This window comes from Streptomyces albidus (ex Kaewkla and Franco 2022), from assembly GCF_013870515.1.
Lineage (GTDB): Bacteria > Actinomycetota > Actinomycetes > Streptomycetales > Streptomycetaceae > Streptomyces > Streptomyces albidus.
Genome location: NZ_JACBXA010000149.1, coordinates 1 through 14,782 on the forward strand (window position 1 = coordinate 1; position 14,782 = coordinate 14,782).

General features: G+C 69.2%; 17 protein-coding genes and 1 tRNA gene. 13 read left to right on the forward strand and 5 right to left on the reverse strand.

Annotation, left to right across the window (positions count from 1 at the left end; all coding sequences use genetic code 11):
* Nucleotides 1-211: 211 nt before the first annotated feature.
* Genes paaA through H5J26_RS20240 form a run of 5 tightly spaced genes read left to right on the forward strand, consistent with a single transcriptional unit; the run spans nt 212 to nt 3,927 of the window.
* Nucleotides 212-1,246 (forward strand): 1,2-phenylacetyl-CoA epoxidase subunit PaaA, encoded by a 1,035-nt coding sequence (paaA, locus tag H5J26_RS20220; protein WP_235980847.1) that lies wholly within the window; start codon nt 212-214, stop codon nt 1,244-1,246.
* Complete coding sequence (paaB, locus tag H5J26_RS20225) at nt 1,243-1,530, forward strand: 1,2-phenylacetyl-CoA epoxidase subunit PaaB (RefSeq protein ID WP_181767327.1); 288 nt, start codon at nt 1,243-1,245, stop codon at nt 1,528-1,530. The genes paaA and paaB overlap by 4 nt, the downstream gene beginning before the upstream one ends.
* Complete coding sequence (gene paaC / locus H5J26_RS31575) at nt 1,527-2,309, forward strand: 1,2-phenylacetyl-CoA epoxidase subunit PaaC (RefSeq protein WP_181767328.1); 783 nt, start codon at nt 1,527-1,529, stop codon at nt 2,307-2,309. Before paaB ends, paaC begins: the two co-directional genes overlap by 4 nt.
* The gene (gene paaD, locus H5J26_RS20235) at nt 2,306-2,809 is read left to right on the forward strand and encodes a 1,2-phenylacetyl-CoA epoxidase subunit PaaD (RefSeq protein ID WP_309237994.1); all 504 of its coding nucleotides are present in this window, start codon (nt 2,306-2,308) and stop codon (nt 2,807-2,809) included. Before paaC ends, paaD begins: the two co-directional genes overlap by 4 nt.
* 8 nt (nt 2,810-2,817) lie before the next feature.
* Nucleotides 2,818-3,927, forward strand: a complete 1,110-nt coding sequence (locus H5J26_RS20240) for a 2Fe-2S iron-sulfur cluster-binding protein (RefSeq protein WP_181767329.1) — start codon at nt 2,818-2,820, stop codon at nt 3,925-3,927.
* A gap of 39 nt (nt 3,928-3,966) precedes the next feature.
* On the opposite strand, the gene H5J26_RS20245 is transcribed toward H5J26_RS20240, so the two are convergent.
* The 3 genes from H5J26_RS20245 to H5J26_RS20255 form a co-directional block, all read right to left on the reverse strand.
* Nucleotides 3,967-4,308: a rhodanese-like domain-containing protein gene (locus tag H5J26_RS20245; RefSeq protein WP_181767330.1), complete on the reverse strand. Its 342-nt coding sequence runs from the start codon at nt 4,306-4,308 to the stop codon at nt 3,967-3,969.
* Between the two features lie 17 nt (nt 4,309-4,325).
* Nucleotides 4,326-5,294 (reverse strand): J domain-containing protein, encoded by a 969-nt coding sequence (locus H5J26_RS20250; protein WP_235980848.1) that lies wholly within the window; start codon nt 5,292-5,294, stop codon nt 4,326-4,328.
* A 73-nt stretch (nt 5,295-5,367) separates the two neighbouring features.
* The gene (locus H5J26_RS20255; RefSeq protein WP_181767331.1) at nt 5,368-5,766 is read right to left on the reverse strand and encodes a winged helix-turn-helix transcriptional regulator; all 399 of its coding nucleotides are present in this window, start codon (nt 5,764-5,766) and stop codon (nt 5,368-5,370) included.
* Nucleotides 5,767-5,876: 110 nt separating this feature from the next.
* On the opposite strand from H5J26_RS20255, the gene H5J26_RS20260 reads away from it, so the two are divergent.
* The gene (locus H5J26_RS20260) at nt 5,877-6,536 is read left to right on the forward strand and encodes an FMN-dependent NADH-azoreductase (RefSeq protein ID WP_181767332.1); all 660 of its coding nucleotides are present in this window, start codon (nt 5,877-5,879) and stop codon (nt 6,534-6,536) included.
* A gap of 473 nt (nt 6,537-7,009) precedes the next feature.
* Here the strand turns inward: H5J26_RS20260 and H5J26_RS20265 are convergent, their stop codons facing one another.
* Nucleotides 7,010-7,348 (reverse strand): MerR family transcriptional regulator, encoded by a 339-nt coding sequence (locus tag H5J26_RS20265; RefSeq protein ID WP_181767333.1) that lies wholly within the window; start codon nt 7,346-7,348, stop codon nt 7,010-7,012.
* 1,634 nt (nt 7,349-8,982) lie between these two features.
* Between H5J26_RS20265 and H5J26_RS20270 the strand changes: the two genes are divergently transcribed.
* From H5J26_RS20270 to H5J26_RS20285, 4 genes are all read left to right on the forward strand, one after another.
* Complete coding sequence (locus H5J26_RS20270) at nt 8,983-9,186, forward strand: cold-shock protein (protein WP_181767334.1); 204 nt, start codon at nt 8,983-8,985, stop codon at nt 9,184-9,186.
* Nucleotides 9,187-9,507: 321 nt separating this feature from the next.
* A complete protein-coding gene (locus H5J26_RS20275) occupies nt 9,508-11,022 on the forward strand; it encodes a DEAD/DEAH box helicase (protein WP_181767335.1) in 1,515 nt (504 codons plus the stop codon).
* A gap of 193 nt (nt 11,023-11,215) precedes the next feature.
* A complete protein-coding gene (locus H5J26_RS20280) occupies nt 11,216-11,527 on the forward strand; it encodes an SCO5918 family protein (RefSeq protein WP_181767336.1) in 312 nt (103 codons plus the stop codon).
* 197 nt (nt 11,528-11,724) lie between these two features.
* Nucleotides 11,725-11,928, forward strand: a complete 204-nt coding sequence (locus H5J26_RS20285) for a hypothetical protein (protein WP_181767337.1) — start codon at nt 11,725-11,727, stop codon at nt 11,926-11,928.
* Nucleotides 11,929-12,148: 220 nt separating this feature from the next.
* On the opposite strand, the gene H5J26_RS20290 is transcribed toward H5J26_RS20285, so the two are convergent.
* Nucleotides 12,149-12,235 (reverse strand) — tRNA-Leu (locus tag H5J26_RS20290).
* A 361-nt stretch (nt 12,236-12,596) separates the two neighbouring features.
* Between H5J26_RS20290 and H5J26_RS20295 the strand changes: the two genes are divergently transcribed.
* From H5J26_RS20295 to H5J26_RS20305, 3 genes are all read left to right on the forward strand, one after another.
* On the forward strand, nt 12,597-13,412 hold the full coding sequence (locus tag H5J26_RS20295) for an FhaA domain-containing protein (protein WP_181767338.1): 816 nt from the start codon (nt 12,597-12,599) through the stop codon (nt 13,410-13,412).
* A gap of 10 nt (nt 13,413-13,422) precedes the next feature.
* Nucleotides 13,423-13,932 (forward strand): FHA domain-containing protein FhaB/FipA, encoded by a 510-nt coding sequence (locus tag H5J26_RS20300; RefSeq protein ID WP_181767339.1) that lies wholly within the window; start codon nt 13,423-13,425, stop codon nt 13,930-13,932.
* Nucleotides 13,933-13,969: 37 nt separating this feature from the next.
* The coding region (locus H5J26_RS20305) for a Stp1/IreP family PP2C-type Ser/Thr phosphatase (RefSeq protein WP_210771561.1) at nt 13,970-14,782 on the forward strand (813 nt) is incomplete at its 3' end.

The window sequence follows — 14,782 nt, forward strand, 5'->3', positions numbered from 1 at the left end:
CGGCTCGGTCTGCCGCTCACGCTCCGGTTCCGGCTGCGGCGCCTGTTGCTCTGCTGGCTCCATGCCCTCCGTGCTCCCCACGTCCATGTCAGCCGAGTAAGTCCCCAGAAGATTATTCGAGCCTTGACACCCTATGGGGCCGCACCTCACCATTGAACCGAACGATCGGTCGGTTGGGAGCGCGGCTGCGGCCGCCGGCAAGGGGGTCGAGATGACATCGGTGCTGCTCGGCGAGGGTGCGCACGTCGCTGGAAGCCAGGCGGACCAGCTCGCGGCCTTCGACAGCGCGATCGCCGCCGACGAGCGGATCGAGCCCCGCGACTGGATGCCGGACGACTATCGCAAGACGCTGGTCCGGCAGATGGCCCAGCACGCGCACTCGGAAATCATCGGCATGCAGCCCGAGGCGAACTGGATCACGCGTGCGCCTTCCCTTCGCCGCAAGGCCATCCTCATGGCCAAGGTCCAGGACGAGGCAGGTCACGGCCTTTATCTCTACAGCGCGGCGGAGACGCTCGGCACCAGCCGTGAGGAGCTGCTCGACAAGCTGCACTCCGGCCGCCAGAAGTACTCCTCCATCTTCAACTACCCCACGCTGACCTGGGCCGACGTCGGAGCGATCGGCTGGCTCGTCGACGGAGCGGCGATCACCAACCAGGTGCCGATCTGCCGCTGCTCCTACGGTCCGTACGCCCGAGCGATGATCCGCATCTGCAAGGAGGAGTCCTTCCACCAGCGGCAGGGCTTCGAGCTGCTGCTCGCCCTGAGCAAGGGCACCGAGGAACAGCACGCCATGGCTCAGGACGCGGTGGACCGCTGGTGGTGGCCCTCGCTGATGATGTTCGGGCCGCCGGACGACGAGTCCGCGCACAGCGCCCGTTCGATGGGCTGGAAGATCAAGCGGCACTCCAACGACGAGCTGCGCCAGCGCTTCGTCGACATCTGCGTGCCGCAGGCCGAGGCTCTCGGCCTCACCCTCCCGGACCCGGACCTCAGCTGGAACGAGGAGCGGGAGCACTGGGACTTCGGCCCGATCGACTGGGAGGAGTTCCGGCAGGTGCTCCAGGGCAACGGGCCGTGCAACGAGGAGCGCATCAGCCGGCGGCGTCAGGCGCACGAGGAAGGCGCCTGGGTGCGCGAGGCCGCCGCGGCGTACGCCGCGAAGAAGGCCACGAAGGATCATCTCCCGCGGGACGGCGGCGTCCGTGACGGGGACAAGGCGGAGGCGACGGTGAGCGCACGATGAGCAGCACGGACTGGCCCCTCTGGGAGGTCTTCGTGCGCAGCAGGCGCGGCCTGTCGCACACGCATGCCGGGAGCCTGCACGCTCCCGACGCCGAGATGGCTCTGCGCAATGCGCGCGACCTCTACACGCGGCGCTCCGAAGGCGTCTCCGTCTGGGTGGTGCCCTCCCACCAGATCACCGCCTCCTCCCCGGACGAGAAGGACCCCTTCTTCGGCCCCGCGGGGGACAAGCCCTACCGCCACCCCACGTTCTACGAGGTCCCGGAAGGGGTGCGGAACCTGTGACGCGCTCCGACGCCCGCGCCCCGTACGGCGCGGGTCCCCTCGACAGCCCGCTGCTCCCGCTGGCCGACGACGCCCTCGTGCTCTCGCACCGGCTGGGGGAGTGGGCCGGCCACGCACCGGTGCTGGAGGAGGAGCTGGCCCTGGCCAACATCGCCCTCGACCTCCTCGGGCATGCCCGCGCGCTCTACTCCGAGCTGGGCGACGAGGACGAGCTGGCCTACCTCCGTGAGGAACGGGCCTTCCGCAACTGCCAGTTGGTCGAGCAGGCCAACGGCGACTTCGCCCGCACGATGATCCGCCAGCTCTTCTTCTCCGCGTACCAGGAGCTGCTGTACACCCAGCTCGCCGCGCTCGGGCACCCCCTCGCGACGAAGGCCGTGAAGGAGTGCGAGTACCACCGGGACCACGCCGAGCACTGGACGCTGCGCCTCGGTGACGGCACGGAGGAGAGCCACGCCCGCGCCCAGCGCGCCACAGACTCCCTGTGGCGGTTCACCGGTGAGCTCTTCCTCCCCCTCGGCCCTGGCGGCCCTGGGGGGACCCCCGAGCTGGACGGGCCGGACCTTGTCGGCGCCGTCGACTGGGACGCGCTCCGCCGGAGCTGGACCGACCGGGTCACCGGCGTCCTCGACGCCGCCACCCTCACCGTTCCCACCACCGAGCAGCACGGCGCGTGGGCGGCCGGTGCGGGCAGGCAGGGGCTGCACACCGAACCGTTCGGGCGCATGCTCGCCGAGATGCAGCATCTGCACCGCAGCCACCCGGGGGCATCGTGGTGACCGAGGCGGAGCAGCGGCAGCGGGACCTCACGGCCTGGGCCGGTTCCGTCCCCGATCCCGAGCTTCCCGTGGTCACCCTGGCCGAGCTGGGCGTTGTGCGGGAAGTCCGGGAAACGGCGCCCGGCGGCCGCGTGGAGGTCGAGCTCACGCCCACCTACACCGGCTGCCCCGCCATCGAGACCATGGCCACCGACATCGAGCGCGCGCTGCGTGAGCACGGCGTCCCCGAGGTCACTGTCCGCACCGTCCTCGCCCCGCCGTGGAGCACCGACGACATCACGCCCGAGGGCCGCCGCAAGCTGGCCGCCTCCGGGATAGCGCCGCCGCGCGGCGGCGCGGCACCCGGCCACGGCCCCGTTCCGCTCACGCTCGCCATCCGCTGCCCGAACTGCGGATCGGCCGAGACCTCACTCATCAGCCGGTTCTCCTCCACCGCCTGCAAGGCGCTGCGGCGCTGCGAGTCCTGCCGCGAGCCGTTCGACCACTTCAAGGAGTTGTGAGGAGCGCCGTGAGCACCTTCCACCCACTGCGGGTCGTGGCAGTCGACCGGCTCACGGACGACGCGGTCGCCCTCACCTTCGACGTCCCGCCTGATCTCCGCGGCCTGTACGGATACGCACCGGGCCAGCACATCGCCGTTCGCCGCCCCCGTACGCAGGGCGGTGCCTCGGCGAGCACCGAGGTCCGGCGCACCTACTCCCTCTGCGCCCCCGCCGCCGAGGCACCGGCGACGCTGCGCGTCGGCATTCGCGGGGTCGAGGGCGGCGACTTCTCCACCTACGCGCTCAAGGAGCTGGCTCCGGGCGACAGCGTGGACGTCCTGCCGCCCACGGGCCGGTTCGTCCTCGAACCGCGGCACGGGCACTTCGCGGCCGTGGTGGGCGGCAGCGGGATCACTCCGGTGCTCTCGATCGCCGCCACGCTGCTCTCCCGTGAGCCCGGCGCCCGTTTCTGCCTGATTCGCAGCGACAGGTCGACCGCCTCGACGATGTTCCTGGAGGAGGTCGCCGACCTCAAGGACCGCTTCCCGGACCGCTTCCAGCTGGTGACCGCCCTGTCCCGCGAGGAGCAGCAGAGCGGCCTGCCCACCGGGCGCCTCGACGAGGAGCGGCTGAGCATGCTGCTGCCGTCGCTGCTGCCCGTGAGCGACATCGACGGCTGGTATCTGTGCGGGCCGCTCGGCCTGGTCGAGGGTGCGTCCCGGGCGCTGCGCGGTCTCCAGGTGCCGCGAGGCCGCATCCACCAGGAGATCTTCCACGTCACCGAGGCGCCGTCCGGCGATGCGGCGACGGCTGTGGCCTCCGCGGGCAGGAAGGCGGCTTCGTCCGGTGCCTCCGCCCGTACGGCCGCCGTGACCGCCACCCTCGACGGGCGCTCGGGATGCTGGCCCATGGACGACGGCGAGTCCGTGCTGGAGACGGTGCTGCGCAACCGCGCGGACGCACCCTTCGCGTGCAAGGGCGGGGTGTGCGGCACGTGCCGGGTCCGTCTGGTCTCGGGCGAGGTCCGCATGGAGCGCAACTACGCACTGGAGCCCGACGAGTTGGACGCGGGCTACGTGCTGGCGTGCCAGTCGCACCCCGTGACGGACGCCGTCGAGGTGGACTTCGACGGCTGAGCGCTCCGCCGCCCCGCCGTCATCGCGGGGCGGCACGCTTCACAGCACGTACGCGTCTGCCGCATCGCCCGTCAGCGGCCGGCCGGCCGCTTCCCAGGCGAGCATGCCCCCGTCGACGTTGACCGCGTCCAGACCCTGCTGCCGCAGGTACTGCGTGACCTGGGCAGACCGTCCGCCGACCCGGCAGACCACGTACACCCGCTCGCCGTCACCGGCCCGTTCGGTCAGCTCCCCGAACCTGCCGACGAAGTCGCTCATCGGGATGTGAAGCGCGCCGTCCGCGCGCCCTGCCGCCCACTCGTCGTCCTCCCGGACGTCCAGCAGCAGCGCGTCCGCCGGCACCGAGGCGACATCGACCTGCGGCAACTGACCGTTCTGCATCGTGAAACAGCTCTCTCTCAGTTCTCTTCCCCGGCGGACCCGGTGCCCGTGCCCGATCCCTCGCCGGAGGTGTCCGTTCCCGTGCCAGGCGTCCCGTCTGCCGTGTCCGCCGCGGCGGCCTCGGCCTCCGCTCCGGTCCCGGCGTCCCTCACCTGCACGAGCCGCGCCAGCTCCGCCTCGCGTGAGGCGACCTGCTCCAGAAGCTGCTCGGCGATCTCGTCCAGCAGCGCGTCGGGATCGTCCGGCGCCATCTTCAGCATCGCGCCGATGGCGCTCTGCTCCATCTCCGCGACCATCGCCGTCAGCGCTTCCTTGCGCTCCGCCAGCCACTCCAGCCGGGCGTAGAGCACCTCGCTGTGCGGCAGCCGGGCTTCCACTTCCTCTTCACGCGGCCCGTTGACCCACTCCTCGAGCAGTTCGTGGAGAGCGTCCGTGTCGCCGTCCGCGTAAGCCTTGTTGACGCGTATGAGGAACGCTTCACGGCGCTTGCGTTCCGCGTCCTCCTGCGCCAGGTCCGGGTGAGCCTTGCGCACCAGCTCGCGGTACGCCTTGCGGGCCTCCTCGCTGGGACGCACCCGGCTCGGCGGCCGCACGTTCTGCTCGGTGAGCATGGCGGTCGCCTCGGGCGACAGCCCCTCGGAGTCGATCCAGCCGTGGAAGAGCTCCTCGACCTGGGGCATCGGCAGCACCACGGCCCGCAGCTCCCGTGCCTTGCGCAGGTCCTCGGGATCGCCGCTGATCGCGGCGGTCACCTCGGCGATGCCGGCGTCCAGCTCGTCCAGGCGCGCGTACATGGGCCCGAGACGCTGATGGTGCAGCCGGGAGAAGTTCTCGATCTCGATCCGGAAGGTCTCCACCGCGATCTCGAACTCGATCAGCGCCGTCTCAGCACCCCGTACGGCCCGCTCCAGACGCTCCGTGCTCGGCTCCTCGGGACGCCCCTGCTCCTCCGGCTCGCCTGCTTCCGCTTCCGGGTTCGCTTTCATCGGCCCCACCCTACGGAAGCGCGTCGCCCCTTCACAGTTCGCCTGTGAGGATCCACGACGGTCCGCGGCCCGATCAGCCCCGGAACTCCTCCGGACAGCCGGCCGCCTCTTCGGGCAGATGTGTGTCGGCCCAACGCGTCAGCTCCGTCATGGCGGGCTTGAGTGCCTGGCCGGCCGCGCTGAGCCGGTAGCTGACGCGCAGCGGCGGGCCTTCCTCCACGGTCCGTACGACCAGGTTGAGCGTCCCCAGCTCGGTCAGCCGGTCGGAGAGCATCCGCTCGCTGATGCCGGGGACGGCCCGACGGAGCTGGGCGAAGTGACCCGGTCCGTTCATGAGCGCGGCGAGAACCAGACCGGTCCAGCGCTTGCCCAGCACCTGGAAGACGCGCGTGATGCTGCTCTCGGGCTCGGTGCACTGCTCCGCAGCTCCGAGCTCCACGCCCTTCTGCGTCCGCTCCCCAAGGTCTGCCATGCCTCCAGGGTACTGCGCCGACACAAGTGGGTGCAGAAAAGTAAGTACCTGTGCTATTACTAGTTACGTACGCAAGCTAACTTACTTACGCAGCAAAAGGAGCTACCTCCATGGCCACGTTGCTTCACATCGACTCCTCCCTGTTCCCGCAGGAAGGCTCCGTCTCCCGTGACGTCGCGGCGTCGTTCCGCAAGGCGTGGGAGGAGCAGCACCCGGAGGGCAAGGTCGTATACCGCGACCTGGCAGCGAATCCCCTGCCGCACCTCGACGTGGTCGGCGCCTCCGCGGGCTTCGCACCCCCGGAGAGCCACACCCCGGAGCAGGCGGCGGCCTTCGCCCTGCGCGACGAGCTCGCCCGGGAGCTGGAAGAAGCGGACGCCGTGCTGATCGGCGCCCCGATGTACAACTACACGATCCCCTCCACCCTCAAGGCGTGGATCGACCACGTGATCCTGCAGGGACGCACCGCCGGCGCCGAGACGCCGTCCGGCGCCGGAACCCCCACGGTGGTCGTGGCCAGCCGGGGCGGCGGCTACGGGCCGGGCACACCGCGCGAGAGCTTCGAGTTCGTGCAGAACTACCTGGGCAAGGTCCTCGGCGAGATCATGGCCCTGGACGTGGAATTCGTGGTGCCGGAGCTCACCCTCGCCCCCACCACCCCCGGCATGGAGTCACTGATCGACTCCGCCCAGGCATCCCGGACCCAGGCACACGAGGCGGCCGGGAATCACGGCAAGAACATCGCCGCCCGTCTCGGCGCGGCAGCCTGACGACTCTCACGCCGAGTCCCCCTCCCCGAGCCCACCGGTCGCGCACCGGCGGGCTCGCGGGCGTCTGGCGACCCCTGGCAGCACGAGCACGACATCGACGCACCTCACCGTGCCTCACCGTGCCGTCGACAGCGAAGAGGCGGCCGACGATCGGGAGATGCTCAGCGGAGGGCAGACGCCGGCGGCGGCGCAGGTGGCGAATCGCAGCCCGCCGGCATGCGACAGCGGGATGCAGTGGCAGCTGGGGCACGGTCCAGTGGCCCCGGGCCGCTGGACCGGCAGTGACCAGGAGATGCGACGTGTACGCGACTCCCGGAGCACGGGGCCGCTCTGTCCCGTGTCGCTCGACATGGAGCGGCCCATCCCGCACTCGCTACTCGAACAGCACCTGAAAGGCCGGGCGAGGCATCCACTGCGTCGATCCGCCGCGCCGCCTTTCGGCCGCCGGCCTCAGCAGGCTGGTCCCAGCCCACTTAGGCCGCGGCCGTCGGGTCCGATGATTCGGCGGCGCGGCGGTATTCGGCATTGATGCGCTGGGCTTCTTCTAGTTGGTCTTCAAGGATGATGATGCGGCAGGCGGCCTCGATGGGGGTGCCCTGATCGACGAGTTCCCGGGCGCGGGCGGCGATGCGCAGTTGGTAGCGGGAGTAGCGGCGGTGGCCGCCCTCGGATCGGAGCGGGGCGATGAGGCGGGCTTCTCCAATGGCGCGGAGGAAGCCCTGGGTGGTGCCGAGCATTTCGGCGGCCCGGCCCATCGTGTAGGCGGGGTAGTCGTCGTCGTCGAGACGGCTGAGCGAGTTGTCTGCTGTCATTGCACCTCTCTGTGGAACGCATGGAGGGGTCCTGGTGCCTTATGGCACCAGGACCCCGAAGGAACGGTTACACCATCTGCCGGCCTTGGTACTGCGCCGACCTTCTGTTTCCGCGGCCCCGACCGAGATGCTGTCGGGGGTGCGGGGATCGCGGTTGCTTGACCGGAGACCACCTCACTATCGATGTCCTGCGGTACCCGGGCTCAAGACTTCCGCCCGGGCGATCCTGATGGCGCGGCTCCTCCGTTCTTCCCTCGGTGATCAACTACTTATCAAACGGGATACTGCGAACTGCTGGTGATGCGAACTGCTCTGTGGCCTGTGACAGCGCCACCCTTCGGCAGCCAGCCCCGTCGCCCGTCCTGCCTCTGCCCTGGCTTGGAACCCCACTGCCGAACTTCCCGGCACGCGCGCCCGCAGCCGACGCCTTCACCGAGGTGCTGCTCACTGACTTCACTGCTGGGTACTGCCAACTGCGGTCCTGCTCCGGCGACCCCTGATCACTGCGGCCACCCGGTCCGGTCGTCAGTCCCGTCGCCCGTCCTGCAACAACCCTGGCTTCGGAACTCCACCACCGCACCGTCCTGCGAACTACGGGTACTACTGGCCGGCAGTTCGTCTCTGCCAGGCCTTGCTGTCTCTCTGGCTACGAGAGAAACCATAACCACGCCAGCACCCAATGTCTACTCCGGCCGACATAGATTTTCGCGTGCCCGACGATGAGGTAATCGACCTCGACCCTCGGGGCCGCGGTGGGTCCGGGAGCAACAGCCGTCACCGCCGGGGGTTGAAGGGCCCGCAGGTCCGGGGGCTCGAGTCCCCGGACCAAGGACCGGACACCGGGGATCCCGAGGCGGGTGACTGATGGACACGCTGAGCGTCGACCGGCAACCGTCCGCTCCGCGGCCTCCGTCGTCCGCGCCCGCGAGGGCACCCGGGACACCTCGAAGGTTTCGTGCAACGGGTCGCAGCTGAAGCCCCAGGCTCCGTGGTTCCGGTGGTCTCGGGGCTCGCCACCGACGCCCTGCCCACGGAGACGGCATCCGCACCCTGGAGCTGACCTCGCACCTGAACGGCATCGACGTGGCCGTACATGCCCCCAGCCGCGGGCGCGTGCGCACCCCTGACCTGAACGGCCGCTCCGGAGGCTTCGAGTGGCTCACGGGTCAACCACCTCACCCGCGCCACCGCCCAACCCGTCGGACAGCCACCGGCAAGACCGTACGCACCCTGCCCGCCCGGACAGCACCATTGCGGAGCTATTGGCTGCACTCACCCGGTCCAGGGCGCTGCTGCCTGCCCTCGCCTGGCAGGGGGGGACGGCCTCGCGAAACTCCACGCTCCGTGGATCAAATATCTATGACCGCGAAGTGAGGCTTTAACGTGCCGGGCGGGCAGTGTTCTTGTCGCAACGAGCAGATGGAATTATGCGATGTTCGCAGGTCGCTACTGCATGCTACTGTCGATCTCAGTTGCAGTCTTGGTTCCCAAAAACTTGCAACGCCTTCGGCGGTATTCTTCCGCACTGAAAGCGTTTTTGTATTTCCGGCTCATTTTCCGGACGGGGCATCATCGCGGCGACCCGGGATTCGCGTATTGCGGGTCCCGGCGTACTGCCCCAAAGGAGATATGGCATGGCATCCGGCACCGTTAAATGGTTCAACGCAGCCAAGGGTTTCGGCTTCATCGAGCAGGACGGTGGCGGCCCTGACGTGTTCGCTCACTTCTCGAATATCGCCGCCCAGGGTTTCCGGGAGTTGATGGAAGGCCAGAAGGTGACGTTCGACGTCGCCCAGGGCCAGAAGGGCCCGACAGCCGAGAACATCGTCCCCGCCTGATGCTGACGCACACTTTGTAGCTGAGCTCGCATCCCCAGGGGCGCGAGGCCCCGCTTCGGGAATCTTCGCAACGGTTTCACCCATGGTGACAACGACCGCCACAGGCCCTTCTTCGGGAACGCGGGCCCCTTCGACGCTGCTCTCGTCGACGTCTGGATTTCACGTCCACATGACGTCACTTATTTCATCACCTGGACCGCACCGCATTCGGCGCAGGCCAGATTCGCATTCCATTCGGCCCGTTCTTGTGATTCCCCGCGCTGCGCTTCTGCTGCGGGAATTCCCTGACACGTGCGGTGCCGTATCAGGGAAAGGTTCTGAATGAACCCCACACGTACGAACAACCGCTCCTCCCGCACCCGCGGCCGCACCGGCGGCCCCGCTTCCGGCTCCCGCGCCGGTACGGGCCGGGGCGGTCGCTTCGGCCCGCCCGCCCCGAGCCGTTCCGGAGGTCCGCGCCGCTCGAACGGCCACGACCGGCGGCCCGCAGCGGTCCAGGGCGAGTTCGCCCTGCCGAAGACGATCACTCCCGCACTGCCCGCCGTCGAGGCGTTCGCCGACCTCGACATGACGAAGCAGCTGCTGGCCGAGCTGACCGCGCAAGGCCTGAGCGTCCCGTTCCCGATCCAGGGCGCGACCCTCCCCAACACCCTCGCGGGCCGGGACGTCCTCGGACGCGGGCGCACCGGCTCCGGCAAGACCCTCGCCTTCGGCCTGGCCCTGCTGGCCCGCACCGCCGGACAGCGCGCCGAGCCCCGCCAGCCGCTGGCTCTGATCCTCGTACCGACGCGTGAGCTCGCGCAGCAGGTGACCGACGCCTTGGGCCCCTACGCCCGCTCGGTGAAGCTGCGCCTGGCCACCGTCGTCGGCGGAATGTCGATCGGCAGGCAGATCAATGCGCTGCGGGGTGGCGCCGAGGTCGTCGTCGCGACGCCGGGCCGCCTCAAGGACCTCATCGACCGGGGTGACTGCCGACTGAACCAGGTCGCGATCACCGTGCTGGACGAGGCCGACCAGATGGCCGACATGGGCTTCATGCCCCAGGTCACCGCACTCCTGGACCAGGTCCGCCCCGAGGGTCAGCGAATGCTCTTCTCCGCGACGCTCGACCGCAACGTCGATCTCCTGGTCCGCCGCTACCTCACCGACCCGGTCGTGCACTCCGTCGACCCGTCCGCGGGTGCGGTCACCACGATGGAGCATCACGTGCTGCACGTTCACGGGGCCGACAAGCACCGGACGACGACGGAGATCGCGGCGCGCGAAGGCCGGGTGCTCATGTTCCTGGACACCAAGCACGCCGTCGACAGGCTGACGCAGGACCTGCTGAACAGCGGGGTGCGGGCGGCCGCCCTGCACGGCGGGAAGTCGCAGCCGCAGCGCACCCGGACCCTGGCCCAGTTCAAGACCGGGCACGTCACCGTGCTCGTGGCGACGAACGTCGCGGCGCGCGGCATCCACGTCGACAACCTCGACCTCGTGGTCAACGTCGACCCGCCGACCGACCACAAGGACTACCTCCACCGTGGCGGACGGACCGCGCGGGCCGGCGAGTCGGGCAGCGTCGTCACCCTGGTCACCCCCAACCAGCGCCGCACCATGACCCGCCTCATGGCGGCCGCCGGAATCGTGCCGCAGACCACCCAGGTCCGCTCCGGCGAAGAGACACTCGGCCGGATCACCGGCGCCCAGGCCCCCTCCGGCATCCCCGTGACGATCACCGCACCGGTGCCCGAGCGGCGTAAGCGCAGCGCGTCCTCACGCGGCCGACGCAGCCCCGCTTCGGCTGCTCGGCGCGAGAAGGTGCGGCGCTCCTCCTTTGATGCGGCGGCCTAGAGCCTTCGTGATCAGGATGCTGACCACCTCATCCGTGACCACGACGACCGAAGCCGAGCACGCGATGCGCAAGTTCGCTGCCCTGCCTGTCGTCGACGAGCAAGGCAGCGCTCGGGGCGCCCCCGCCCTTGCCCGCTGAAGCATTTCTCCGCAGCAGAACCGTCCCGCTTCTCTCTTCTCCTTGTGAGGCATCGTGCGCTGTATCATCGCCCGCTTCCCCTTCGAGCTCACCAAGAACGGTGTCCTGCAATCGATGAAGGGCGTCCGGCCCGAGCAGGTCTTCGGTGAGTCCGTGACCATCGGCCGCCGCACCTATCCCGTCAAGCAGGTCGGCCAGGTCCTCACACGCCAGGACCGCCGCGATTTCAGCGCCGGCGAAGTCCTCCGGGCCATGACCCAGCTCGGCTTCACCTGCAACGGCCTTCCCCGGGTCGCGGCGCCCACCCGCGTCCACAACCCGTTCCAAGAGGCTTCCGCCATGCTGGGGGCCCCTGGGACCGTCTGACCGACGGGCAGGCGCGAGCCCCCAACAGAGCGGTGAAGGTCCGACCGGGATGCGCTGGTCGGACCTTCACCGTGTAGCGAGGGGAATCTCGGCGCTTCGGTGAGCCAGTGTCCGAGGATTGCTGAAGTCGCCCTTCGTCCGGGCGCATTGGCGCGAGAGGGCTCCTTCTTCTTCAGGGAGGGCACTCTCTTCCGTCCTTGGTGGGTCGGGCGGCACCCGCTCGCACCCGTCGGATCACCGCCCAGACCATCCTCCTGGTCTTCCAACTGGCCCACGCCGTCCGCAGGAAGATCAAGAACCGGGTCGAGACTCTCGCCCTCGGCGGTCAACACCCACGCCGTCGCATCCACACCGACGCCGCACCGAACCACTGGGCAGCTGGACACCTACCGGTCGCCTGACAGCGACCTCAGCGTGATCAACTCCCGCCACCACAACCGAAGATCATCAAATAGAGTCCCGTGCGGGCGCTTTGCCCCAACATGGGCCTTATGCGTAACAGGGCGCCTGCCTAAGGAAGCCAGGCGTCTCATGTGGACGCCTGAAGCCCCTCGCCCAACGAGAAACGGGCCCCTGCCAGGACTTCCGTCACTGGCAGAGACCCGTTTCGTCGGTGTCTCCTGGTGCGCGAGGGGGGAGTTGAACCCCCACGTCCTTTCGGACACTGGAACCTGAATCCAGCGCGTCTGCCTATTCCGCCACCCGCGCAAAGGGTGTCCCCCGCGATGAGCGGGGAGGACCGCCGGTGGACCCTTGGGGCGCCTGCCGACGACCAAAAGATTAGCACGCTGGCAGCGGTGGCTTCACATCCGTATCCGTCCGCAGGAGGCTTCGTCTCTACGAGACACTGGCTACGGGGGACCTACGATCCATGCGAGGGTGTGACCGCGAGTGCGAGGGTGTGAGAGGTGACACTCCTCTGCCAAGCCCCATTGGGGAACCACCTGTTTTCCCCGCGCGTGGATACGATCAGTAAGCAGTACCGGAACGACCGGAACAGAGCACGCGCACACCCGGGTGACACTGGGAGGCGCACTAGAGCCGAGGGCATCTGGGAAGGAGGTGCAACGTGGGAGTACTGAAGCGCTTCGAGCAGCGGCTAGAGGGTCTCGTCAACGGCACCTTCGCGAAGGTGTTCAAGTCCGAGGTACAGCCCGTGGAGATCGCGGGCGCACTCCAGCGTGAATGCGACAACAACGCGACGATCTGGAACCGCGAGCGGACCGTCGTGCCCAACGACTTCATCGTCGAGCTGAGCGCGCCTGACTACGAGCGCCTCAGTCCCTACTCGGGACAGCTCGGCGACGAACTCGGCGGAATGGTGCGCGACTACGCGAAGCAGCAGCGCTACACGTTCATGGGGTCCGTCAAGGTCCACCTGGAGAAGGCGGACGAACTCGACACCGGTCTCTACCGCGTGCGCAGCCGCACCCTCGCGTCCAGCGCCTCGCAGCAGCCGCAGCGCAGCTCGGGCACCCCCAACAACGCCTATGGCGGCCAAGGCGGTTACCCGCCCGGCCCCGGACCGGCAGGCGCACCTCCGATGCCCTCCGGCCCGCCCCCGGGTCACGCACCCGGCGCCGGCGGCGCCATGCCGCGGGCCGAGACCCGCCGCTGGATCGAGATCAACGGCAACCGTCACCAGATCTCGCGTCCGACGCTCGTTCTGGGCCGCAGCACCGAGGCCGACGTGCGCGTCGACGACCCCGGAGTCTCCCGGCGCCACTGCGAGATCCGGGTGGGAGACCCGGCTTCGATCCAGGATCTGGGATCGACGAACGGCATCGTGGTAGACGGACAGCACACCACGCGCGCTACGCTCCGCGACGGCTCACGCATCGTCGTGGGCAGCACCACGATCATTTACCGGCAAGCCGAAGGGTGAAGCGGGGGCAATGTCAGAGCTGACCCTGACGGTCATGCGGTTGGGATTTCTCGCCGTACTGTGGCTGTTCGTCATCGTGGCCGTGCAGGTCATCCGTAGCGACCTGTTCGGCACCCGCGTGACCCAACGCGCAGCGCGCCGGGCCGAGAACCAGCGTCCGCAGCAGCGCCAGCAGCCGTCGCGCCAGCAGAGCAGGCGCGGTGGCGGCGGGGGCCGGGGCCGCAGCGCCCCGAGCAAGCTCGTCGTCACCGAAGGGTCGTTGACCGGGACGACCGTCGCGCTACAGGGGCAGACCATCACCCTCGGCCGCGCGCACGATTCCACGATCGTGCTCGACGACGACTACGCCTCCAGCAGGCATGCCAGGATCTACCCGGACCGTGACGGCCAGTGGATCGTCGAGGACCTCGGGTCGACCAACGGCACGTATCTCGACCGGACCCGGCTCACCACACCGACGCCGATCCAGCCCGGAGCGCCGATTCGCATCGGCAAGACGGTCATCGAGCTGCGGAAGTAGTACAGATCATGACGACCGGAGGGTGGGCACCGTGCGGATGTACCCGGAGCCGACAGGCGAGGTGCGTATGAGTCTGTCACTGCGCTTCGCCGCCGGATCACACGACGGCATGATCCGCGAGCACAACGAGGACTCCGGCTACGCCGGCCCACGCCTGCTCGCGGTCGCCGACGGCATGGGCGGCCAGGCCGCCGGTGAGGTCGCCAGCTCCGAGGTGATCTCCACCATCGTCGAGCTCGACGAGGACATCCCCGGCTCGGACATCCTGACCTCCCTCGGCGTCGCGGTTCAGCGCGCGAACGACCAACTGCGCGTCATGGTCGAGGAGGACCCGCAGTTGGAGGGCATGGGCACCACGCTCACGGCCCTGCTGTGGACCGGGCAGCGGCTCGGCCTCGTGCACGTCGGCGACTCCCGCGCGTACCTCCTCCGGGACGGGCAGCTCACTCAGATCACGCAGGACCACACCTGGGTCCAGAAGCTGGTCGACGAGGGGCGGATCACCGAGGAGGAGGCCACCACCCACCCGCAGCGCTCCCTGCTGATGCGCGCGCTGGGCAGCGGCGACCACGTCGAACCCGACCTGTCCATCAGGGAGGTGCGCGCCGGCGACCGCTACCTCATCTGCTCCGACGGCCTGCCCACCGTGGTCAGCCCGCAGACGATCGAGGAAGCCCTCGGCAGCTACCAGGGCCCGCAGGAGACCGTCCAGGACCTGATCCAGCTCGCCCTGCGCGGCGGCGGCCCGGACAACATCACCTGCATCGTCGCGGACGTCGTCGACGTCGACGAGAACGACTCCCTCGGACGGCAGCTCAACGACACCCCGGTCGTCGTCGGCGCCGTGGCC